This window comes from Gilvimarinus polysaccharolyticus (assembly GCF_001187555.1).
Classification (GTDB): domain Bacteria; phylum Pseudomonadota; class Gammaproteobacteria; order Pseudomonadales; family Cellvibrionaceae; genus Gilvimarinus; species Gilvimarinus polysaccharolyticus.
In genome coordinates this window covers 287,346-310,682 of the sequence record NZ_LFIJ01000002.1, presented here as the reverse complement: position 1 = coordinate 310,682, position 23,337 = coordinate 287,346, and the positions used below count along the sequence as shown (strand labels likewise).

Annotated in this window: 23 protein-coding genes; 14 read left to right on the top strand and 9 right to left on the bottom strand. The window is 45.9% G+C overall.

Features of this window, described 5'->3' with window-relative positions:
- Entirely contained in the window at nt 1-915 is a 915-nt protein-coding gene (locus tag GILYN3_RS09945; protein WP_049722839.1) for a lipid kinase, read from the top strand.
- Between the two features lie 31 nt (nt 916-946).
- The gene (locus GILYN3_RS09940; protein WP_049722838.1) at nt 947-1,390 is read left to right on the top strand and encodes a hypothetical protein; all 444 of its coding nucleotides are present in this window, start codon (nt 947-949) and stop codon (nt 1,388-1,390) included.
- Nucleotides 1,391-1,654: 264 nt separating this feature from the next.
- Here GILYN3_RS09940 and GILYN3_RS09935 read toward each other — a convergent pair whose 3' ends face one another.
- Nucleotides 1,655-2,635 (bottom strand): integron integrase, encoded by a 981-nt coding sequence (locus GILYN3_RS09935; RefSeq protein WP_049722837.1) that lies wholly within the window; start codon nt 2,633-2,635, stop codon nt 1,655-1,657.
- Nucleotides 2,636-2,970: 335 nt separating this feature from the next.
- On the opposite strand from GILYN3_RS09935, the gene GILYN3_RS09930 reads away from it, so the two are divergent.
- The 3 genes from GILYN3_RS09930 to GILYN3_RS09920 all read left to right on the top strand — a co-directional run bounded on the left by GILYN3_RS09930 (nt 2,971) and on the right by GILYN3_RS09920 (nt 4,506).
- A complete protein-coding gene (locus GILYN3_RS09930) occupies nt 2,971-3,381 on the top strand; it encodes a hypothetical protein (protein ID WP_157484915.1) in 411 nt (136 codons plus the stop codon).
- Between the two features lie 113 nt (nt 3,382-3,494).
- Nucleotides 3,495-3,938, top strand: a complete 444-nt coding sequence (locus tag GILYN3_RS09925) for a hypothetical protein (RefSeq protein WP_049722835.1) — start codon at nt 3,495-3,497, stop codon at nt 3,936-3,938.
- Between the two features lie 103 nt (nt 3,939-4,041).
- The gene (locus GILYN3_RS09920) at nt 4,042-4,506 is read left to right on the top strand and encodes a hypothetical protein (protein ID WP_049722834.1); all 465 of its coding nucleotides are present in this window, start codon (nt 4,042-4,044) and stop codon (nt 4,504-4,506) included.
- Nucleotides 4,507-4,557: 51 nt separating this feature from the next.
- On the opposite strand, the gene GILYN3_RS09915 is transcribed toward GILYN3_RS09920, so the two are convergent.
- Nucleotides 4,558-5,517, bottom strand: a complete 960-nt coding sequence (locus tag GILYN3_RS09915; RefSeq protein ID WP_049722833.1) for an IS110 family RNA-guided transposase — start codon at nt 5,515-5,517, stop codon at nt 4,558-4,560.
- 370 nt (nt 5,518-5,887) lie between these two features.
- Here GILYN3_RS09915 and GILYN3_RS09910 point away from each other — a divergent pair, with 370 nt between their 5' ends.
- Entirely contained in the window at nt 5,888-7,444 is a 1,557-nt protein-coding gene (locus GILYN3_RS09910; RefSeq protein WP_049722832.1) for a transposase, read from the top strand.
- 168 nt (nt 7,445-7,612) lie between these two features.
- Nucleotides 7,613-8,110, top strand: a complete 498-nt coding sequence (locus tag GILYN3_RS09905) for a DUF2867 domain-containing protein (RefSeq protein WP_049722831.1) — start codon at nt 7,613-7,615, stop codon at nt 8,108-8,110.
- 88 nt (nt 8,111-8,198) lie between these two features.
- Here GILYN3_RS09905 and GILYN3_RS09900 read toward each other — a convergent pair whose 3' ends face one another.
- Nucleotides 8,199-8,774: a TetR/AcrR family transcriptional regulator gene (locus GILYN3_RS09900; protein WP_049723905.1), complete on the bottom strand. Its 576-nt coding sequence runs from the start codon at nt 8,772-8,774 to the stop codon at nt 8,199-8,201.
- A gap of 90 nt (nt 8,775-8,864) precedes the next feature.
- Here GILYN3_RS09900 and GILYN3_RS09895 point away from each other — a divergent pair, with 90 nt between their 5' ends.
- From GILYN3_RS09895 to rho, 4 genes are all read left to right on the top strand, one after another.
- The gene (locus GILYN3_RS09895; protein WP_049722830.1) at nt 8,865-9,266 is read left to right on the top strand and encodes an MAPEG family protein; all 402 of its coding nucleotides are present in this window, start codon (nt 8,865-8,867) and stop codon (nt 9,264-9,266) included.
- An 82-nt stretch (nt 9,267-9,348) separates the two neighbouring features.
- On the top strand, nt 9,349-9,747 hold the full coding sequence (locus GILYN3_RS09890) for a DUF4253 domain-containing protein (protein ID WP_049722829.1): 399 nt from the start codon (nt 9,349-9,351) through the stop codon (nt 9,745-9,747).
- An 832-nt stretch (nt 9,748-10,579) separates the two neighbouring features.
- Nucleotides 10,580-10,984, top strand: coding sequence for a DUF1801 domain-containing protein (locus tag GILYN3_RS09885; RefSeq protein ID WP_049722828.1), 405 nt, complete (start codon nt 10,580-10,582; stop codon nt 10,982-10,984).
- A 92-nt stretch (nt 10,985-11,076) separates the two neighbouring features.
- Nucleotides 11,077-12,033 (top strand): transcription termination factor Rho, encoded by a 957-nt coding sequence (rho, locus tag GILYN3_RS09880; protein ID WP_049722827.1) that lies wholly within the window; start codon nt 11,077-11,079, stop codon nt 12,031-12,033.
- Nucleotides 12,034-12,058: 25 nt separating this feature from the next.
- Here rho and GILYN3_RS09875 read toward each other — a convergent pair whose 3' ends face one another.
- From GILYN3_RS09875 to GILYN3_RS09850, 6 genes are all read right to left on the bottom strand, one after another.
- A complete protein-coding gene (locus tag GILYN3_RS09875) occupies nt 12,059-13,255 on the bottom strand; it encodes a DEAD/DEAH box helicase (RefSeq protein WP_049722826.1) in 1,197 nt (398 codons plus the stop codon).
- Between the two features lie 331 nt (nt 13,256-13,586).
- Complete coding sequence (locus GILYN3_RS09870; protein WP_232305615.1) at nt 13,587-14,573, bottom strand: glycoside hydrolase family 43 protein; 987 nt, start codon at nt 14,571-14,573, stop codon at nt 13,587-13,589.
- Between the two features lie 253 nt (nt 14,574-14,826).
- Nucleotides 14,827-16,035: a D-mannonate dehydratase ManD gene (gene manD, locus GILYN3_RS09865; RefSeq protein WP_049723904.1), complete on the bottom strand. Its 1,209-nt coding sequence runs from the start codon at nt 16,033-16,035 to the stop codon at nt 14,827-14,829.
- Between the two features lie 280 nt (nt 16,036-16,315).
- On the bottom strand, nt 16,316-16,720 hold the full coding sequence (locus tag GILYN3_RS09860; RefSeq protein ID WP_049722824.1) for a GNAT family N-acetyltransferase: 405 nt from the start codon (nt 16,718-16,720) through the stop codon (nt 16,316-16,318).
- 362 nt (nt 16,721-17,082) lie between these two features.
- A complete protein-coding gene (locus GILYN3_RS09855) occupies nt 17,083-17,514 on the bottom strand; it encodes a DUF6491 family protein (protein WP_049722823.1) in 432 nt (143 codons plus the stop codon).
- Between the two features lie 841 nt (nt 17,515-18,355).
- Nucleotides 18,356-19,084 carry an NUDIX hydrolase gene (locus GILYN3_RS09850; protein ID WP_049722822.1) on the bottom strand — a complete coding sequence of 243 codons (729 nt, stop codon included), beginning with the start codon at nt 19,082-19,084 and terminating at the stop codon, nt 18,356-18,358.
- Between the two features lie 287 nt (nt 19,085-19,371).
- Between GILYN3_RS09850 and GILYN3_RS09845 the strand changes: the two genes are divergently transcribed.
- The 3 genes from GILYN3_RS09845 to xylA all read left to right on the top strand — a co-directional run bounded on the left by GILYN3_RS09845 (nt 19,372) and on the right by xylA (nt 23,187).
- Nucleotides 19,372-20,859, top strand: a complete 1,488-nt coding sequence (locus GILYN3_RS09845) for a xylulokinase (RefSeq protein ID WP_049722821.1) — start codon at nt 19,372-19,374, stop codon at nt 20,857-20,859.
- Nucleotides 20,860-20,873: 14 nt separating this feature from the next.
- Entirely contained in the window at nt 20,874-21,794 is a 921-nt protein-coding gene (locus GILYN3_RS09840; protein WP_049722820.1) for an aldose 1-epimerase, read from the top strand.
- A 61-nt stretch (nt 21,795-21,855) separates the two neighbouring features.
- On the top strand, nt 21,856-23,187 hold the full coding sequence (xylA, locus tag GILYN3_RS09835; RefSeq protein ID WP_049722819.1) for a xylose isomerase: 1,332 nt from the start codon (nt 21,856-21,858) through the stop codon (nt 23,185-23,187).
- Nucleotides 23,188-23,337 lie beyond the last annotated feature (150 nt).

Here is a 23,337-nt window from a genome sequence, read left to right as displayed (position 1 = left end):
ATGCAAAAAAATCAGATACGTAACGCCTTATTGATTGTTAACCCCAAAGCACGCCAAGGGGCAGAAGCACAGCTTGATGCAGGGCTCGAGCGGTTAGAGCAGGCCGGCATTCATGTCGAACGATTAAACTCTCACAGTGCCGATACCAGTCGTCAAGCCGTATTTGATCGTAAAAGCCATTTAGACTTAGTGATAGTCGGTGGTGGTGATGGCACCATTAGCTCAATGGCGGGTACTTTGTACCAATGTGACCTGCCTCTTGCGGTATTGCCTTTAGGTACTGCTAATGACTTAGCGCGTTCGCTGGGCTTAAGTACAGAGCTGGCAGAAGCTTTTGAGACGATTGCTTTAGGTCGGTGCCAAAAAATTGATTTGGGTGTGGTAAATGAGCATTACTTTTTTAATGTTGCCCACCTAGGACTTGGAGTAAAGGTTACCGAGGAGTTAACGTGCGAGGTAAAAAAACAATGGGGCGTGTTTAGTTACCTAAAAGCCCTATTTGCTGCGCTGGCTCGAGTTAAGCAATTTAAAGTTAATATCTCCGCCGATGGTGTGCACTACCGCCAACGCTCTATTCAAATGGCTATTGGCAATGGTCGTTATTATGGCGGCGGCAATGTGGTAGATGAAAACAGCCGCATCGACGATGGCAAGCTTTCGCTGTATAGCTTGCGTCCGCAAACTCTGTGGGAGTTATTAACGCTGGCGCCGCTGTTACGTGATGGCAAACAGCATTACAATGAGCGAGTCTTTAATATTCAGGCAAAAAAGATAGAGATTATAACCGGCCGAAAAGTTATGGCGATTCACGCCGATGGCGAACCCGTAGCCAACACGCCGGCACATTTTAGTGTCTTGCCCAAAGCTTTAGAGGTAGTAGTGCCAAGGCCTATCGCTATTGACGAGTCTCTATGACCGCCACTTACCATCAGAAGGATGCCTGCTTATGAGTGTATTACGTAATGATGTACAAGTTGCACTTAACGATTTACATGTAGCGCTAATGCAAAGCGCCGACCACTACCGCTACGCCGCCGAGTTTGTTACTGATAAGCTTACGTGCGAGCTTTTTGACACTATCGCCCACGCACGTGATCTGTTGGCTAAAGAAGCCGAAGAAGCTGTTCGTAATAGTGGTGACTTACCCTCAGTTCCCGATGCCGATCGCGAAACCGGTGAGCAATTATTGCAACGGTTAGAGGCTGCGTTCTCTGCTCATGAAACCGAAGGCGTTATATATCAAAGACTAGAGGCCGAGTCGCAACTTGAACAGCTGCTGCAAACGCCGGAGCTGACGGTAATTGATAAAGATTACCCCACGCTGCGCCGCGCTTGTTTGCAGGGCATTGAGGTGGCAAGAGAAAGCCTCAATGGTACCGAGGTATCTTAAAAATAAAATATTAGCGCTTTTACAGCATTGCCAAAAGATAAAAAGCTAGTGATATAGAGATGCTCGTAAATCTGCGCGAGCAAGGTGAGTTGCGCAGCGCAGCAAGAGAATGTGCCATGGGATAGGCGGGGAGCCAGTGGTTGAAAATACCGAGGCCTCTGGATTTTCGTCTTCGTGGCAATAGCAAAAAAGTTAGTGCTTCGGCACTCAGTAAGTGCCATTCAGCCCAGCGGTGTGATAAAAATATCGTTGCCGATGGCACTATCAATCTATCGGGCTTGAAATTCCACGTTGCTCGATACCCACTACATGGGTATAAATTTGCGTAGTCTCCAAACTCGCGTGCCCCAATAATTCTTGAATGTTTCGCAAATCAGTACCAGAGCGAAGTAGTTGTGTGGCAAAACTGTGGCGAAAAGTATGACACCCGGCTTTTTTGTGAATTTTACTCGCCAAAACAGCTTTTTTAACAATACGTTGAATTTGCTGCTCCCCCAAGTGGTGTCGCCGCTCCTTGCCAGAGCGCGGGTCAATAGCGCGGTTTGGTGCAGGGAATATATATTGCCAAGCGGGCTCAGTTGCCGCACTCGGGTATTTTCTGGCTAAGGCATTAGGCAAATAAACCTCCCCAAACCCCTCAGCTAAATCCTTTGCTTGAACATTTAAAGCTAGAGCGATTTGCTCGTTTAGCGGCCCCACTAAAGATAGCGGTAACAATGTGCGACGCCACTTACGGCCCTTTGTCTCGCGCGCAATAATGCAGTTATTAGCAAAGTCGATATCTTGAACTCTAAGCCGCATTGTCTCCATCACTCTTAACCCCGCGCCATACATAAGCGATGCGCACAACCAAGCAACGCCCGATAATTGCTCCAGCACCGCGGTTGCCTCATCGTGGCTAAGCACTGTCGGTAGCGTTTTGGGCCGCTGACTAGTGGAAAAGCTTAGTTGCCCAAGTGGCTTATCTAAAAATTGATTATATAAAAAGGCAAGAGCGTTTAAGGCGGTTTTTTGGGTATTAACAGAGCAAAAGCGTTGGTTGGCAATATGACTTAAATACCGGTCAACCTCGTGGGGCGCTAAGCTTTCGGGTTTAGCCATATTATGAAAGCGGATAAAATCCACCACCCAGGTACAGTAGGTTTGCTCCGTCTTATAGCTCAACCCTTTGGCGCGAATAAAAGCTCTAAACCGGTCCATAAATCGTACAGGGCTTGCGGGAAGTAATCGGGGAACGTCTTTCATAAAACCTCCTCATGCTGTCTATATATACAGTAGCAGGCTTGTACGGTCTATTCAAATAGGTGCAATAGGTGAGCAGGGAGCCTATCAAGGGCACCTATTGAGTCGTTTGTTAAATAACTGTTAAAAATCAGCGGCTTAACGTGTACCTCTCCATCGGGGATAGGCTCCCTACGAGTACGGTCTATTGGGTGGTTAAAAAACAGTCAGGCCGTTTGTAGGTTTGACTTGACGCGGCCTTCAGAGTAATTTCTGTTTAAATTCAAAAAAGATAGGCTCCCTCGAAGCGCAAATTCCGGAAGGAGCCTATTAAAATGTTATATTTTTCAGGATAAATCGTGGCTGGCCAAAGAATTATAAATGATGACAAGTTCGAATGTTCAAATCTTATAAATAGAATAATCGAATACTTCACTGTTTTTTATACAGATAGCAGTAAGGTTGATGTTTTGATGGTTGTCTGTAAATTCGAAGGTATTGATCTATATCAGCGATTTTTTCTAGATGCGACTTTAGGTTTCTGGGAAGAATTCTGTAAAGTTGATGCTTTCGAAGATTTAGATGATTTAGAATTAACTGATTTTATGAGTGAGTTTAATTTTCAAGGTGAATTAATTAGTAAAATAATTTGTTCTACCTCTAAAAATGAATTTGCTAAAATTAAATTTTACATTAATGGTATTACCTTTACCTTAAAATACTCAAATAATGAAGATACAGACTCTGATATAATCATTGAAAAAATATAACAAGTGCATCAAACGGACTCGTTCAAATTGTCCACTTTATTGCAAAAAAAACAACGGCGCAACAAAGCGTCCAATTTGCTCGCCGTTTATGCGAGCGTTAGTAGCCTCTACTTATGAAATATCATCTTACTTTAATATTTTTGTCTATGGCGTGGTCAGCATTGGTCTTTGGAGATAGTATATTTGGACTGAACAAAATGAATAGTGAAACGTCAAACTTTTATCAATTAACCCTTCATATCGGAAGGGGCACTAATACTGAAATACCAAAAGAGCTTCTTGGTGCATACGTGCCAGTTTTTGTTGTTGCAAAGAATCATGAATTAGCAGCACAAAAAGCAGTGTCAAGCCTTGTTCAGCAAGGATATGAGTTTATAGATATAGAAGGTAAAATAGTTCAGTTAGACCCGTTAAAGTGGGATTCATATGTTAGCGAAGGGTGGCCAGAATTTAAGGGGCACTTCCCAGTGAAAAGTGAAGTTATAGCGGGCCTAAAAACTGAGAAGATATTTTATGGTCCGTTTGCTGGCTATGATAAACCGGCAACTAACAAGTAAATCAATTTGACCTACGTAAACTGTCGCCTTTTTTGCGGGGCAAAAAATCCGCCATTTTACTGCGGCAAATTATTTAGGCGTTAGCATTTCAGGAGGCATCGAGTTGCCATCAATTGAATTAGTATGCATTAATCAAAACGATCCAATAGACTGCTCTTCATATTCGTTTCTTGTAGAGTCTGGTAGGGAGCTAATATCAGATAGAGCACATTCATCTACCTTTCAATCTGATTTCGATCAGTTAAGTGGGTGTATATATCGCGTCCATGAAAAAAGAGGGCGTACCGCTTACGAGTTGCTAAAGAAGGATTGGTATGATGAAAACGGAGAAGATAATGGTATCGACGATAATATTGAATTTATAGAAGAACATGATTCCAGCTTCGTCGAATTAATTAAAGATTTGTTACAAGCATCCCCTGCGGGAAAAATTGTTTTCACCTCAGATTACCAGTTTGGTCCCGATGAGTTTAGGTGTTATGGCGAAACGACTATCTTGGAATTTATTGAGCTTTACAAAGAGGGAGAGCTGCGCATGAACTCATTGTATAGGGTAAAAAAATGCTAACAAGCGACTGTGATTAAAATCAAGCCTTCAGCAACGTTATTTTTGGCTAATTTATGCCTCCATCCACGGCTGATTATCACGAACCATGGCGTTTAATATTGTCATCATTTTTCGCATACAGGCCGTCAGCGCAACTTTTTTATGTTTACCATTAGCGACTAGCCGATTGTAAAACTTTTTCATTGTTGCGTTATGCTGGATGGCGCACATCATTGCCATATAGAGCACGGTTCGTATCGGAGCCCGTCCACCTTTTATCCGACGCTTACCTTGCATATTGCCGCTGTCGCGGTTGTAAGGGGCGAGTCCACACAGGGCCCCAACTTGACGGTTAGATAGGCTGCCCAGCTCAGGGAGCTCGCCTAGTAGGGTGAAGGCAACGCCATCACCAACGCCAGGAACGGTTTTTAACAAATCGTAAGTGTGTTGCCACTCGGTGACATCGGCCACCTCTTTGGTAAGTTTTTTCTCAATCCATTCAATCTCTTTTTCTAGGAATTTCAACATCCGTGCGTGAGTTGGTACTAAGGTTTTTGTAGTTTTTTGCTGGCGATTAAGCTCTTGTGTTCGGGCCTCCATAAGTTGGCGCTTCCGAGCCAATAAGTCTCTGATATGTCTGATCTTTTTGCTTTGTATGGGTCTTATTTCCGGCTTCATTACGGCGCCGAATTGGGCGATCAATTGCGCGTCAATTTTATCGGTTTTAGCCAAGGTTCCTTGAGCTTTTGCAAACTGCCGAACATTGGTGGGCTGTACGACAACCACAGGCAGTTCAGCTTCAGCCATGGCTTGTACGAGTGTGCGTTCATAGCCTCCCGTCGCCTCGACCACTATGCGCGATAACTTGAAGCGCGAAAGCTTGTTGATCAGGGTTTTTATCTCACTCGCCACATTGTGAATTTGCCAATGTCGATCGATCTCCAGAATGTGGATGTCTAGAAAGGTTTTCCCGACATCAATTCCCACGTTTTTTTCATTCATTCCAATGCGTGCTTTAGAGGTTGTTTTCATGACTCACCCTTGCTACATTCGAGCTCGAGGCTCATTCGACTGTTCGAGTTAAAAGTAGGATCAGCGTGGCGCTCTGGCTTGTTAACGGACTCGGTATTACCGGTGCCTGGCATCAATCGAGTTACCACGCTGAATGTCTGTTGCTGCAGACATGAGCCTCACCTTATCGCTTTATTAACAGGAACGGAAATCGTGTTAAATCAATCATACAAGGCATTAAAGCAGGACAAAAAACAGTTTGCTGTTTTTCGTTCCTCAAACATTTTAGCAAACAATTTTTAGCCTCTTAATGGGGCGTTGAGGCTGTAGAAAAACTCCAAAAAACAGGAGGATTTTGATAAAATAAGGCATCGTAAATGGAGCTTCCGTTATGCCAAACTTCAAAAAATATAATTACAACCAAGATGCCATGGTGGTGATTAACTTCGAAGAGCAAATCCAGCCAGGAACCTTTGAATTTACCCTCCATAATCTGATCGATAATCACATTGATCTTTCCGAGTTTTATAAAAACTACAGTAACGATGCTGGTGGGCGCTCTGCATACGACCCTGCCATACTGCTTAAAATTATTCTTTTTGCCTACGCGAAGGGGATCACCTCCAGTCGTGAAATTCAGTGGCAGTGTGAACACAATATAATATTTAAAGCCTTGTCTTGTGATGCGGTACCTCACTTTACCAGTATTGCCAGCTTTGTAAGCAGCTACCCCGACGCTATCGAATCAGTATTTGAGCAAGTACTCTTGGTGTGTGACCAGCAAGGGCTTCTGGGGAATGAACTGTTTGCCATTGATGGTTGTAAAATGTCATCGAATGCAGCTAAAGAACACTCAGGCACCTTACCTGAATTGGAAGCCAAGCGTGACAAAATACAGCGGAGGCTTCGCGCGTGTATTAAAGAGCATAAAAAGTTAGACGGACGTAAGCCGAATGAACGAGAAAGAAAACAGCAGTTGACGAGCGCCACGGAAACCTTAGGAAAAGAGTTTGAACGGATTAATAAATTCCTAAAGACGGCAACCCCACGGATGGGGCAGGGTAAAAATCCGACAGAGGTTAAAAGTAATATAACCGACAATGAATCGGCTAAAATTACCACCAGTAAAGGCACCATTCAAGGCTACAACGGTGTAGCGGCTGTCGATAAAAAGCATCAAATTATTGTTGAAGCTCAGGCCTTCGGTGAGGGCCAAGAGCACCATACGCTAGAGCCTATACTGGCCGGTATCAAGCAGCGCTACGCCCGTACGGGAATCAGCCCTGACATACTCAAAGCACAGGCCATTATTACCGCTGACACCGGATTTTCAAATGACGCCAATAATCATTACCTGCGCCGCGAAGGCATTAATGCTTATATCCCCGACAACCAATTTCGCTCGCGTGATAAAACCTTCGCCAAACAAAAAGAAAAATACGGTAAGCGTCACCGAGACACGGTGAAAGGTGTAAAGGCTGTGATTCCTTCCAGCGAATTTATCATCAATAAAAAGAAGAAAACTTGTCGCTGTCCGGCCGGCAAAGAGATGTGGCTAAAAAACGACATCATCGCCAACGATGGCAAGCGGAAACTCTTCTTTGAAGGTAAGTTGACAGACTGCCGACAGTGCGACCTTAAGCATCAGTGCATGCGCAACCCGAGTTCAGCCGATACGCGTGAAGGCCATGGTCGACAAGTCTCCATAACCTACACCAATGGCCGTACGGCGACTGACTGGATGAAACGTCGTGTCGATAGCCGATACGGAAAGGCGATTTACGGTCACCGTATGTCCACTGTTGAGCCTGTGTTTGGCAATATAGGCACTAATAAACGGTTGAACCGTTTCTCTCTACGTGGAAAAACGAAAGTACAGGGTCAGTGGCGTTTGTTTTGCTTGGTGCATAACATTGAAAAGCTAATGAATTATGGAGCGATTGCTTAACCACAGTCTTATCCACAATTACCTCTGCGTTACCGCGCAGAATAAGTGATTATGTTAAGCGAATGTGGTTGAATGGTGATCAATATAAAATTAAAGGGCAGACTGAGATATGCGTTTTCGAAAAAACGTTTTTCTACAGTCTCGTTATATGCTCCAAGGAGGTTACATATGATTTCGGAAATGGAGTTTCCATTAGAAACAAAAATCAACGGTAAAGAGGTCAATTCTTATTACCGAGATTCATTTAAAGTTCGGGTTAATAAAACTAACCTTGAAGCTAAAAATGTATATCACAGCATATTTGGTTTTTTACCCAAACCAGTGCGACTCGCTTTATCTTTGCGTAATTCCATAGTGAAACACTTTGGCTTCTCGGCTAGTAATACAGAAATGAGTCTGCCACTAGATGATATTCAGGCAGGTAATAAAGCTGGCTTCCTTGTAATCGAGTCAGTAGAAACTACAGAAGTTATTTGTGGTGCGTATGAGCCTAATATGGATATGTGGTTATCTGTTTTAAAATTATCAGAACAAGAGTTTTCTGTTTCTACCTTAGTTAATTTAAAAACTAAAACAGGTAAAGTGTACATGGCTTTTATAAAGCCTTTTCATAAATTAGTTGCTAAGTATTGTATTAAACAAGCACTCAAAGCAGGTCGCATATAACAAGTCGCTTAAAAGGACAAAAAACACTTGGTTTTTGCTCCTGCGTCGCTTATTTTAATCAACTATTTTTTGCCTCTTAGCGAGGCGTTTATATCCCATCAAGCATCGACCGTACTTGTTGTCGGCAAGAGGCCAAGATTTTTTTAACTAAACTCTTATCTTCAATTGTTCTTGAAACGGCTACCGCCCCGATAATCATTGAAGTTAATGAAAGTATATCATCTTTGTTACGAGGGGCGTCAGCTCCAGCATACTCAATAATAATTTTATTCATGTTCTTATAGGTGTGCGCATACGCCTTCTTTGCTGTTTTGTCTTGTGAAACAATATCAGTTGCCAAAAAAGCCAGAGGACACGGTTTTTCGCCGTTCACATGTTCAATACTAAGATATCCATTTAACAACTGACTTAGCCACTCTTTTGAGGATGTTTCTTTAGGTTTCATTTTGGCTAGCTCACTATTCGTTGCCGAAAACTTTAGAGCCTCACTATACAATTCAGATTTACTTTTGAAGTGAGCGTAAAAGGCCCCTCTTGTGAGGGAGCAATCTTGCATCACCTCATTCACAGTAACTGCACTAAATCCTTTTGAAGAAAATAACGATTGGGCGCTTTCCAGAATGCTTTTTCTGGTTCTTTCTTTATGTTTTTTTGAGTAGGGCATTCTAAATCTCAATAATCTAAATATGACCTTTATCATATATAGATTATTGTTAAGATCAAGTCTTTCCCAAAACCTATAAGGAACTGAGTGATGATTTATGCAATGTTTATCGTATCGATTCTAACCATTTTGGTAGGCTTGATAGCCGTTAAAGCGAGGATTTATAGTGTAAAAAATGGTCACATTCCAGCGGGTTATTTTAAATTAATGCAAGGTCAAGACGTTCCAGAGATCGTCACAAAAACGACTCGCTGCTTTAACAACCTGTTCGAAATTCCTGTCTTATTTTATATTGTTTGCACGCTGTACATTGCTTTAGGTATAGAAACCTATGTGGCGGTTGTTGTTGCATGGATATTTGCGATCCTTAGATGTACACAAGCATATATCCACATAACCTATAACCATGTGAAGCATAGAATGCTTGCGTTTGGAGCCTCGGTGTTGTGTGTATTTTTGCTATGGGTTAATCTAATCGCACTAAAAATATAACAATTCAAGTAAGAAGGACGCGCTAAAGCGCGCCTCTTCTTGAGGGGAACACCAAACTTTTAATTAGAGAATGGAAGTCACAATGAATAAATTTGACATAATCAAAGAAAAAGAAACAAATGGCGCTAACTATGATTTATCTCCAGATGACATTATAGATAGGCTGACAGCTTGGGATTCTATGTATGGAGTTTCAATCGACAATATAGATCATAATCGTTGCGAAGTCACATTTGATTCTTTACCCGATGACCTTGAGGCATTTGCAAGTGAGATTTACTCATTTTGTCCAGATATCGTAGACCAGGGATATGGCTGTATAGATGAAATGATTGAAATGATGGAAGAATCTGGGCAGCCGATTCCTGAAAAGATAATGGATCAAATCGAAGGGGTTGATCTAAGTGAAGAAGATTATGGCTTAAAAGTACTTCAGAACGTTATAAGGAAAGAAAAAAGATTAGGGTTTTGGTGGGACTAAGCATATCAATTACGCGCAGTGGATTGGTTACGCTACGCTCCACCAACCACTGGCGTGAACGTTAAATGTCAGAAGGGATTCATATCCGACAAAAAGAAGCCATACAGTCTGTTCGCTTGGAAGAACTGAACTTCCCAGGCTTCACTAGACACTGGTTGATTTCCGATCGCGTGTTAAGCATATCTCCCCAGATAAGAGCATGAACTGTCACTGCGCAAAGCTTCCACGTCCTGCTTACGCCCCTGACCTGCATCATTTACGGTGGTCGTTAGATCACATGGCTTCACCGTCTTGGACCCAAAGCGCTGCGCGGGCCGACCCTGCCAACTTGCCTCCAGCCTACGCCTTATATGATGTTCTTGTTCATCAGCTCGCAGTTTTGCGTCTGGCTTGACCTACAAGGGTGTAGGAAATGCAGATATTGCAGGAGCAATATATCTGTCCTTCAGGCAGACCCTCGCGGGGCTGCCCTTGCCATTCGCTAGTAGTTATCGTCTAATCACAACATGGTTTTCGAGGGTGATCTTCCTACAGAGGACTTTCACCTCATTAGTTCATGCCCATGCTGGGCGTACACAAGCATAGCCAGTGCGACATTTATTTCGGCGATTTTGGGTGTCCATTACTTCTTCAACTATTCAACGATTTACGTTGGTGCCGGTCGTAGAGGGCTTGAAATAGAATTAAGCCCTGACGATTTAGTAAAGCTAACAAATAGCATGGTTTCTGAAATATGTTATTAATGCTTGCTTTTATTTTGTGTGTGAAAATAGTCAAACGGCCGTAACATTTTTTATGTTGTTGTGTTTTCGTTAACTGATAGAGTTATTCAATGGATATAAGCGTTAACAATCGCTTTAAAAGTTACCCCGAAAATGCCCGAAGCAAGATTGAAATCTTACGTGGTTGGATATTTGAAATTTCTGCCAGTTTAGATCTAGGAAAGATCGAAGAGTCATTAAAGTGGGGGGAGCCTAGTTATAGCGTTAAAACAGGTAGCCCAATTCGTATTGATTGGAAGCCAAAGTCACCGAATAATTGCTATCTGCTCTTTAACTGCAATACGACTTTGGTGGACACATTTAGAGAGCTATACGGCAATTTGTTGGAGTTTCAGGGCAATAGAGCCATAGTTGTAAGCCTCTCAGAGGAATTACCAGAAGCGGCTATAAAGCATTGTATAGAGCTTGGTTTAACCTATAAAACCCGCAAGCATCTGCCATTATTGGGCACGTAATAAGGTTCCCTAGGCGCTTAATACTAAGGCGTTTATCGCGGTATTGCGAAGTAAAGAAAGTACCTAATCTAATAAGGCTATTAATCGATACTATGACAAGAAAAACATTAACGTTAAAAAATAAAAAGCCTAAAAGTGTTGCAGCCTCAGAGGAGCTTGTCGAGGATTTGTATCCGGGCGACCCTAAAAAACGCTTTTTAAATGGCGTGGCTGTGCACCCTGCTCCATGCATTCGCTTAGAGTCCGGTTCTAGCGAACTATCGGTACGAGCGATGGATTTGATTACGCCTATCGGTATGGGGCAACGCGGTTTGATAGTAGCGCCACCTGGCTCGGGTAAAACAACAATTTTAAAACATATCTGTCAGGCGGTGGGCGAGGCTTACCCCGATATTAAACTGTATGCGTTGCTGATTGATGAGCGGCCAGAGGAAGTAACCGATTTTAAGCGTAGCGTACCGGCTGAGGTGCATGCGTCATCGTCGGATGAAAGTTATACCGAGCATGTTCGGGTGGCCAATGAGCTGCTAGATACAGCCTGCAAGCAGGCAGGGGAAGGTCATGATGTGATGATTGTGATCGATTCTCTTACACGGTTATCGCGGGTGCACAATGCCGAGCGCAAGAGTAGTGGAAAAACCATGTCGGGCGGGGTTGATGCTCGGGCATTAGAGATACCGCGCAAACTATTTGGCGCGGCTAGAAACATTGAAAACGGCGGTTCGCTCACTATTTTGGCCACCATTTTGGTAGATACCGGCAGCCGCATGGATCAAGTCATTTTTGAAGAGTTTAAAGGCACCGGTAATATGGAGCTGGTGCTCTCGCGTGAGATTGCCAGCCATCGAGTATTCCCGGCGCTGGATGTTGCCAAAAGTAGCACGCGTCGTGAAGAGCTTTTACTCGCGCCTAAAGATATTGATAAGGTACGAGCTTTACGCCGATCACTTACTAATTTAAGGCCAATGGAGGGGGCAAAAACATTGGTTGAGCTGTTAGATAAGTTCCCAACCAATGGGTCGCTGTTAAAGCAATTTACACCGATATAAAAATTAGCTTTAACAGGTAGAGTTTTTAGCGCTGACTTTTACGTACATAGTTTAAAATAGAAATGGGGACGACTTTTCTAACTGGAAACCCCTCGATTTCTTTGCGGTCGATAATATGGTTTAAGCGACTTTCAATGGCGCATAGGTTTTTAAAGTCCCCCATAGCAACAAACGAAATCGCTTCGCCAGCGGTTCCAGCTCGGCCGGTGCGGCCTATTCGGTGAATATACTCTTCTGGCTTAAAGGGCAGGTCATAATTTACCACGCGACTTAAATCGCCAATGTCGATGCCTCGTGCAGAAACACCGGTAGACACTAAGTATTTGAGTTTTCCTGACTTAAAGTCGGCCAATATTTTTTCACGCATGGCCTGGCTTTTATCGCCGTGAATAGCATCGGCTTTAATGCCTCGCTTTGCCAGCTGATCAACCAGCTTGGCAGCGCCGTGTTTTTTCTCGATAAAGATCAGCGCTTGATCCCATTGCTCGGTGTTAATTAAATGACTCAGGAGTGCCGATTTTGTGTCTTTATCTACCGTTATTAACCATTGGCTTATGGTGGCGGCAGTTGTAGATTTTGGTGAAATCGATATCTCAGAGGCGGGGTTGCTCATCTTGCTGTCAGAAAAATTATCGGCAATGGTGTGAACCGCATGGTTCATTGTGGCCGAGAATAATAAGTTTTGACGGCTTGCAGGTAGGCGTGCAATTATTTTATTAATATCACCGACAAAACCCATATCAACCATTCTATCGGCTTCATCTAATACCAGTACTTCAAGTTCATCAAAGTGCAGTGCACGCTGGTGGGCCAAGTCAATGAGCCGGCCAGGTGTGGCCACCAGAATATCAACTCCGTCTATTAAACGTTGCTTTTGTGGCTCAAGCTCAACGCCGCCATAAACAGCCATAGAGCTTAGGTTTAGATGTTTGCTGTACTGGGCAACATTAGCCGCCACTTGAACGGCTAATTCGCGTGTTGGCGTTAAGATAAGTGCTCGTATTCGCTTGCCCCGCAGTTTTCGCTCTTTGTTAATGTTCTCTAATAACGGCAAAACAAAGGCTGCGGTTTTACCTGTTCCGGTCTGAGCGGTGGCAATTAGATCTTTTCCTGCAAGGATAAGAGGGATAGCTTGTTTCTGAACTGGGGTGGGTGCGCTATAACCTAGCTCTGTAATGGCTTGTACAATAGGGTCACATAACCCAAGGTTTGAAAATGGCATAGAGGCTCGGATGGGTGTCATAAGAAGAGTGGCGGCCAGTATAACGTAAAAGCAGTAGCTCGTTATTTAATCTTGCTGGTTGACGATGTGAGGTTACTCTTGGTGGTAACATCGCATTTGGATAAGCTCTTGAGGTTAAGTTTATGGCTTGCTTTAAGTGCATTGCTGCGATGTCAGTAAGTATTTATCAGTTTGTCTTTTTATATGAATGCTTTTATAACTAAGTGGATTTTTGTTAAGCGATAGTTTTGATGCCCCACGGGCTAAAACACACCGACACAAAAAAGCCGGAGCTAGGCTCCGGCTTTTTTGTGTCGGCTAAAGGTCGATTTTAATCGGCAAATGCGTTAACGGTTTCAATGGTGCCGTCGGCGTTGTGAGTGATTGGCATCATCTTCACGTTGCGTAGGTGCGTTTGGCCGCCAGAGAGTTGTGTGTCGTGGTAAAAGACATACCATTGGCCATTAAACTCGGCGATGGAGTGGTGGTTGGTCCAACCCAATACAGGCTCTAAAACGACGCCTTGATAGGTAAATGGGCCGTATGGGTTATCGCCAGTGGCGTAGGCAATATTGTGAGTGTCGCCAGTTGAGTATGAGAAGTAATAGGTGTCGTTGTATTTGTGCACCCATGCGGCTTCAAAAAAGCGTTTCTCGTTATCGCCATTTTTAATCGGCGTGCCGTCGGTATCCAGCAGCATGATTTCTTTTGGCGCCTCGGCAAAGCTGAGCATGTCGTCGCCCATTTTAGCAATCAATGGCGCCAAAGCAGGCTCGTCATCGGCGGGGTAGCTATCTTCAGCGACATATTCACCGGTGCTCCAGCGCTGCAATTGACCGCCCCAGATACCGCCAAAGTACATGTAGTATTCGCCATCGGTGTCTTCGTATACCGTTGGGTCCATGCTGTAGCTGCCCTCGATGGGCTTAGGTTCAGCGGTGAATGGGCCTGTGGGGGAGTCGCTAACGGCAGCGCCAATATGGAAGATGCCGTCATAATCTTTGGCGGGGAAGTACAAATAGTACTTATCGCCTTTTTTCGCCGCGTCTGGTGCCCACATTTGTTTTTCGGCCCAAGGGACATCATCTACATCGAGCGCCACGCCGTGGTCGGTTACTTCGCCGCCGGCTTCGGTCAGTGATAGAACATGGTAATCGCGCATGGCAAAGTGCGCGCCGCTGTCATCCATCGCGATGTCAGTTTCGATATCATGAGAGGGGTAAATATAGAGCGTGTCATTCCATACATGGGCCGATGGATCCGCGGTGTAGATATTGCTAACCAGTGGTTGTGAGACATATTTGCGCTCGGCGGCCATACGACGATTTTCGGCCTCTTTTTGGATAACGTCGGGCACCTCTTCTGTTGTCGCGGCAGCCGGCGCTTGGTTGGCGGCTGTGACCGATTCGCTTTGTTGTTCACCGCAGGCTGCTAGTGCAGCGACCATGGCGAGCAGAGTTAGGTTTTTATTAAATTGCATAACAATCTCCAGTTATCATTTTTAGTGTGTATGTTAATTTTATAAAGCTATGTTTAAAGGGTTTTAAGTTTTCGTTTAACAATAGCCACTATTACCAGTGCCATAACGTGCCATCCTCTAATCGATTAACCGGCAGGCAAGCGCGTTTGTAAGGATGTTTGGCGGCTTCAGCTTCGTTAATATCTACCCCGTGGCCAGGTGCTTCGCCGGGGGTAAAGTAGCCTTCTTTAAATTCATAGGCACGGCTGAACACTGATTCCATGAGTGGGCTGTGGGGCATATGTTCTTGTATGCCAAAGTTGGGCACCCAGTAATCAAAGTGCAGCGCGGCGCCCATGCATACGGGCGATAAATCGGTAGCGCCGTGAAACCCAGTGCGCACGTGATACAGCGAGGCGAGATCGGCAATACGGCGCACATGAGTAATACCGCCGCCGTGGACGATGGTGGTGCGAATATAGTCGATCAGCTGATTTTCGATCAGCTCACGACAATCGTGAATACTGTTAAATACTTCGCCTACGGCAATGGGGGTGGTGGTGTGTTGGCGTAGTAGTTTAAAACCTTCTTGGTTTTCTGCCGGTATCGCATCTTCTAGCCAAAACAGATGGAAAGGCTCTAACTCTTTGCCGAGTCGGGCGGCTTCTATCGGGGTAAGTCGGTGGTGAACATCGTGCAATAAGTGAAGATCGTCGCCAAATTCGTCGCGAATTGCCTTAAATAATTTAGGTGTAAAGTTTAGATATTTTTCGCTCGACCAAACGGATTCGGTTGGTAAATCGGCATCGGCAGGTTCGTAGGCTTTGCCCTCTTTGGCGACGCCGTAAGTGCTGGCCACACCGGGAATACCACATTGCACGCGGATGGCTTGGTAACCGGCATCACGGGCGCGAGCTACCGCCTCTAGGGTGCTTGGCAGATCTTTGCCGTTGGCGTGGGTGTAGGCCATAATCCGATCGCGGCTACGGCCACCAAGTAATTGGTATAAGGGCATGCCGGCGAGTTTGGCCTTAATGTCCCACAGGGCGGTGTCGATACCGGCCAGTGCCGTCATGCCAATAGGTCCTCGGCGCCAGTAAGCACCGCGGTAGATAAACTGCCAAATATCTTCAATACGCTGTGGATCGCGGCCAATAAGCGCCGGCAACAGATAATCCTCAAGGTACGAGACGACCGATTTTTCACGGCCGTTTAGGGTGGCATCGCCAATCCCGTAAACGCCTTCGCTGGTGGTGATTTTAACGGTGACAAAGTTGCGCCCAGGGCTGCAAACGATCACTTTGGCTGCGGTAATTTTCACGCCAGATGTTACCTCGTGCATTGAGGGTGGCAGTTAATTGGCGCCTTCCCTACATCTTATAGTCATTAAAACCATAAGATTAGCGATATTTTTCCTAAACTACAAGCCAAGCAGTTGGTTTAGAGGCTGCCGTTAAGGATTTCACAGCGCTTTAGCTGTTTTTTGGGGGCGAGGTGTCATTGGATTGGGTGTGGGCGACTTAATATAAAGTCGCCTTTATTTTGCGGCGTATGGCGGTCTTATTATTATCCAGTAGAGCGTGTCATGCTTATTAGCTACTTTATAACTGTTTGGCCATTTTGACGTAATCGACCCCGCCCTTATTGAATGGCTCGCTCTCGACCGCTAGGCCAAATCGAGTGTAAATCCCCGTGGCGGATGAGCGAGCATCACACCAAAAACGCTTGGCGTCATGATCTTTTAGCTCTTCTAAAATATGGGCGAGTAAGGCGCTGCCAATTCCCTGGTTTTGACGTTCTGGCAAGGTGGCGAACTTACGCAGACGAGCATTGCCACCCTCGATAAAAATAGAGGCTACGCATACCAGCTGGTCATCGATAAAAGCGCCGTAGTGTAGGGCATCTTCGTCGCCGCTAATGCGACAAAAATCTTCGGTGCGATCTGGCCATAGCACGAGGTGACGCAGGGGCAGGACTTGGTCTATATCAATTCGTGCTAACTTCATAAATGTGTTCCGAGGTTATGTCTGGGCGTAATGCGGCAGACACTTAGTGTAGACGATTGGTACAGTAAAGTGTCAAGCCGTATGTAGTGACTAACCGTAAGCGGACAATGTGATGCTATTTTGTCTGCCGTACAGGTGCGCAATAATGGTAGGTTTCCCTCTGCCATTAGGGCATATGCCGTAATGTAGGCATAGCGGTGAAGGAGGCGCCCGAGCCAATATCATTCATACAGGATAAAAACACAATACTCGATGTCCGGCCTTATAGCCGCATGGCGCGGCCTGCTGACAGTCTCGGTAGGTAAAGTGGGCAGGGTTGCCTTAGCTGTTGGTTAGGGAAGGCTAGGGCATTAAAATGCGGTTTACTCTGTGTTGTCAGCTGCCGCTTTGCGGGCCTTAACTGCGCTGTCGTGCGCGGCAAATGCGGCCTCACGGTTATCAAACTCAAAAATATGGCGGATGGTGCAATTGTCGCCCCCTGTCTGCACCTGTCCCATTCCGCCGCCACAGACTTCATATGAGCGGCTGCCAAACATCGCGCGGCTGGAACTTGCAAGATCGATGCAGCCGGGCAATACCGTCGCAAGGTAATAACGGTTGCGAGCGTCGATAGAAATCACGTCTTGCTCGAGTACACCGTAGCCGCGAATATCGTTGGCCTTGATACAGGCGCGACCGTTTTGGCCTGTGCTATCAAGCAGTACCGATGAGATGTTAGGTAGCTTGGCCGTGTTACTACAACTGACCAGTGCGGTGACTAAAACGATGCCGGTGAGTCGGGCGACTGAGGGCATGAGAACTCCTAAATATTAATAGTATGTGAGGACTATATTAGCGGTATTTAACAGTGTAAACGAGATTTCGCCGGTTAACTTTTTAAAATTATAAGCAAAAAAAACCCCAGTGGATGACTCCAACTGGGGAAAGCTTCCTGAGGTTGCCTCGTGTTTTAGATTTACCGGCGACAGCTCTCGGAGGTGCCGAGATAACTGGGTTTTAACTCGTCGGTATTGATAACGGTTTTCTTTTCAAAGTCATGTCAAAATCAGTGGTGTAAAGCCGTAATGTGTGAAATCTAGGTTAATCTATAAGCTCACTGTGACCAGCCTCTGCGGTAGGGCTGCTTACTTGCTGGGGCTATGAGTGTTGAGATTATGGATGGCAGTGTGCGGTCGTTCACCAAGCAAAAGTTTGTTACTTGTGGGTTGACGGTTAAATAGCTGGAGCTCGCCGGCAACCGATATCAATGAACGAAAGGGCGTATGCATGTTGGTATTACCCATCCTTTGATTATTATTTATAAGCAAACGCAAAGAGCTGCCGCCTTTTGCCGAATATATTGGGCTTGGTGGCATCGTGTTCCAGCTGTTTGGGCAAAGAGCTGGAAAAGAATCGTTGCTCGTTAGCGAATGTGTGCCTAACTGGTTTTTATTAAAGTGACTTCTTGTGAGTCATAGTCAGCAATATCATGGTCTCCTTGTGGAGGATATCTATTGACCGCAATGTGTCATCTTATGGTCAGCAGAACTATAAGATAGTCAAAAATAACGAAAACCTCAAGTGTTGCGATAAAAAAATTATAAAAAAATTGCAGGTAGCTGGGGGCAGCGCCCTAGGGGCGCTTATTTGGGGGGGTTAGATCTCGAACGAAAAGCCTTTTTCGGTAAGTGCTTGGTAAGCTTGTTCATCAAAGCGGTAAAGCTTGGCGGCACGATGAGCGACGCCTTGTTGTTTTTCGTCGCAGCTGGCGAGCAGGTTCATTTTCATGATTTTGCGCCGAAAATTAGGTTTGTCGAGCTTAGTGCCCAAAACCCCTTCGTATAAATCTTGAAGCTCTAATAGGGTGAATTTTTCTGGCAGCAGATTAAAACCAATGGGGCGACGGCGTACTTGCTGCTGCAAAAATTCAATCCCGTATTGCAAAATCTCGGTATGATCATAAATAAGCTTAGGTAGGTCGCGGACACTAAACCAGCTGGCATCAGCCGCGCCGTTGCCGGCCACTAAGCTGTAGTCTTCGGCGCTGACTAAGGCGTAATAGGCTATGGTGACAACGCGCTCATTTGGGAAGCGGTCGACGCGCCCAAAGGTTTTTAGTTGTTCTAGGTAGATGTTTTGCACGCCGGTGAGCTCGTTAAGATGCCGAGTTGCGGCGTCGCGTAAATTCTCGTCATAGCGAATCCAGCCACCAGGTAGTCCCCAGCGGCCTTTGCTGATACCGTCGCGGTGCTTAATCAGCAAGATATCTAGGTTGCCATTGTCTAAACCAAAAATTAGGTTGTCGATGGACAGCGCCTGGATTACGTTGCTGGGGGTGCGCGCTGGCTCAACATGATTACTGTAGGGGTGATCTGTATCTGGCACTGTCTTATCCGGCTGGAGTGATTGAGTCGATATGCGCCAATAACAAGCGAGGCGCGATTTTACTATATGATACCACTTTTATATTCGATCTTTTTTGTCTCGAAATAGCTGATTGAGTGGCTCTTTGCAGTATGGCAAGCTAATTTGGACGAGTTTGGGTAAAAATTCAAGCAAAAGCCTTGTGGTCAAAAAGACAATAAGCTATTATTTGCTGTAATGTATATAAGTGTCGGCTACTGGTAGGTTGCGAGCTGATGACTAGGTAAAAACACAATAAGTGGGAAGCCATGATATTTCTCGGTATCGATATAGGTAGCTCGTCTACCAAACTTGCGGTTATTGATGGTGCCTCAGGTCGCACTTTAGCCACAACCTCTTACCCCGAGGTGGAGCTTGAAATCAGCAGTCCTCAAGTCGGTTTTGCAGAGCAAGACCCCAATGCTTGGTGGGAGTGTGTTAAGCAAGGGTTGGCAAAAATTGCCGCTACCACTGAAGTTGATCTGAAACAGATTGACGCGGTTGGCATCGCTTATCAAATGCATGGTTTGGTGTTGGTCGATGAGCAGCAACAGGTATTACGGCCTTCTATTATCTGGTGTGATAGCCGTGCCGTACCGTATGGTCAAGCCGCGTTAGAAGCGCTGGGCGATGACTACTGTTTTGATCACCTGCTCAATTCACCCGGTAACTTTACCGCGGCGAAACTGCGTTGGGTGCAAGAGAATGAGCCAGAACTTTTTGCTCGTGTGCACAAAGTGATGTTGCCCGGTGATTTTATTGCTATGCGTTTGTCGGGTGAGATTACGACTACGTCTTCGGGGCTTTCAGAAGGCATTTTCTGGGATTACCTCGAGCGTGCGCCAGCGTCGCAGTTGTTGGCGCACTGGGGAATGTCGCAGGCGTTATTGCCCACGATTGTGCCTAACATCGGCGAGCAAAGTACCGTGAGTGATGCTGTTGCTGCCGAACTTGGCTTAAAACGTGGGGTCAAGATCAGTTATCGCGCGGGCGACCAGCCTAATAACGCCTTTAGTTTGAATGTTCTGCAGGCCGGAGAAGTGGCTGCCACTGCCGGAACTTCAGGAGTTATTTACGGTGTGACAGATAACAATGCTGCCGATCGGCTATCGCGTGTGAATACATTTGTGCATGTAACCGATACCGAGGCTGAGCGCCGCAATGGTGTATTGGTGTGCGTCAATGGCACCGGTCGGTTGTACAGCTGGTTGCGGCAAATGCTCGCGACCGGCGGTGAAGTCAGTTATCCGTTGTTAAACGATTTAGCCACCAAAGTGCCGGTGGGCAGTGAAGGTTTAGTATTTCATCCATTTGGCAATGGTGCAGAGCGTATCTACCAAAACCAGAATCTTGGTGCTCACATTCGGAATATTGATTTTAACCGTCACGGTTTAGGGCATATGGTACGAGCCGCACAAGAGGGCATTGTGTTTGCGCTTAATCAAGGCTTTGACGTATTAAAAAGTCTGGGCGGTAGCTGTGAGGTTATTAAGGTGGCCAAGGGCAATATGTTTTTGAGTGATGTTTTTGCGCAGACGTTTGCTAACACTACCCAGGCGGCTATCGAGGTGTATGACACCGATGGCGCAGCGGGTGCGGCGCGCGGTGCGGCATTAGGCCGAGGTTATTATGCCAGTGCGAGCGAAGCGTTTGCCGGTTTAGATCGTATAGATGTGATTGAACCCAACAGTGCGCAAGCCGATGAATATCAGGCTGCTTACCAAGCATGGCAGGATCAGCTGCCTAGCGTTAAGTAAAGCGGTCGTTGCTCATGACTAAAGCGATCCAGTTACAGGCGGGCTCATCGACCGCGACACTCTACCCAGAGTTGGGCGGAATGATCAATGAGCTGGAGTTTGCTACTCCTGTCGGTGTGCGTAATGTGATTGATGGGGTTGTTTGCTCCGAGCTGCCGCATAACCCTGGCTACCGCAGTGCAGTATTGTTTCCATTTGCTAATCGTTTGCGTGATGGACGTTATCAATTTGCCGGTAAGTCGCATCAGTTTGCCGTCAATGAAGCGGTCACACAAACTGCATTGCACGGTTTTTTGTATCGTACAGCCGCTAACATTATTGCCGAAGAGCAAACGGCCACAGCGCACAGCGTTACTTTGCGCTACAACTCAACGGCAGAGGCGGGATATCCTTTTGCCGCTGCCGTTGAGTTGGTTTACACCTTGCGTGCCGAGGGGGCTTTAGATGTTGAGTTGACGGTGACTAATCGCGATGATTGCGCGATACCCGTTGTCATCGGCTGGCACCCTTATTACACCTTGGGCTGTGACTTGGCCGAGTGCCAATTACAAACGCCGCCTATGCAACGTTGCGAAATTGACGAGCGTATGTTGCCTACCGGAGGGCATACAATCGACGAGCGGTTTACCCAGTCGATGTCATTAACTGACACACAACTGGATAATTGTTTTGTGTTGAGTGCTGACAGTGGCGGGGAGCAGTACGTTAGGTTTTACAGTAAGAGTGTCGGTTATGGGCTGGAGTTATGGCAACAAACCGGCGCTTATGGAATGAATTTTTTGCAGTTATACACGCCGCCTGAGCGGCAGTCGCTCGCGGTCGAGCCGATGAGTGGCGGTATTGATGCATTGAATACTGGTGAGGGGTTGCAAATACTTGAACCCGGCCAGCAATATCAAGGCGCATTTGGTGTGCGTTTGATGAAACAGGTTTAACGACTTAATAGGCTAAGCAGTACCTTCAGGTAACTGCTGACTCAAGCAAAGGTGATTTGATATGAGCGTACTCATTGGTGATAAAGAATATTTTAAGGGTGTGGGTAAGATTGCCTACGAAGGCCCCGAGTCGGACAACCCTTTAGCGTTTAAATGGTACGACGAGAATCGCGTTGTTGCCGGTAAAACCCTAAAGGAGCATTTGCGTTTTGCAACTTGTTACTGGCATACCTTTTGTGGTGCTGGCCACGATCCGTTTGGTCCGGGGCCACTACAGTTTCCGTGGAACGAAGGTCAAGATGCCGAGACTCGTGCGCGTATGAAGCTTGATGCTGCATTTGAGTTTTTCACTAAAATCGGCACTCCATTTTATTGCTTCCACGATGTGGATGTTATTGAGGAAGGCGCTAGCCGCGCCGAAACTCAGCAGCGTTTACAGCAGTGGACTGGCTGGGCCAAAGAAAAACAAGACGCTTCTGGAATGAAGTTGTTGTGGGGCACCGCCAACTTGTTTTCTAACCCGCGTTTTATGAATGGCGCCTCTACCAACCCAGATTTTAACGTTGTAGCGTTTGCCGGCGCTCAGCTGAAAGATGCCATCGATGCGACCATCGCACTGGGCGGCGAGAACTACGTATTCTGGGGTGGCCGTGAAGGTTACATGAGCTTGCTAAATACCGATATCGGTCGCGAGCAAGAGAACATGGCGCGCTTTTTAACTATGGCCCGCGACTACGGTCGCGCCAACGGCTTTACCGGTAGCTTCTTAATTGAGCCAAAGCCAATGGAGCCATCAAAGCATCAGTACGACTTTGACAGCGAAACTGTGATCGGCTTTTTGCGTCACCACGGTTTAGACAAAGACTTTAAATTAAACATCGAAACCAATCACGCAACTCTGGCCAGTCACACGATGGATCATGAGATGCAAGTGGCGGCTAACGCTGGAATGTTGGGCTCGATCGATGCCAACCGTGGCGACTATCAAAACCAGTGGGATACCGATCAGTTCCCGTACAACATCAACGAGACTGTTGAAATGATGTTGGTTATGTTGCGCGCTGGCGGTTGGGCTGGGGGTGGTGTTAACTTTGATGCCAAGCGTCGTCGCAACTCGACCGATTTGGTTGATACTTTCCACGGTCACATTGGCGGTATGGACGTATTTGCTCGTTCATTGATTATTGCTGATGACTTGCTGCAAAACTCCAAGCTTGAAGCCATGCGCAAAGAGCGCTATGCCACTTTTAACGCTGGCGAGGGTGCCAAGTTTGCGGCGGGTGAGCTGAGCTTAGAGGCTTTGGCTGCGATAGGTAACGCTAATGGCGAGCCTGCACAGACCAGCGGGCAGCAAGAGCTGTATGAAAATATCATCAACCGCTTTGTGCGCTAACGATATTTTAGAAGTCGGTTAAATGACTTTATTAAAACGGGTTTGCTGCTCTTTACGTGAGAGCTGCAGCCCGTTTTTTTTTAAACTTATTTTTGTCTGTGGCTGCGTCGTCCGAATTGGTAGGCAGACAACATTTATAATAATACGAGA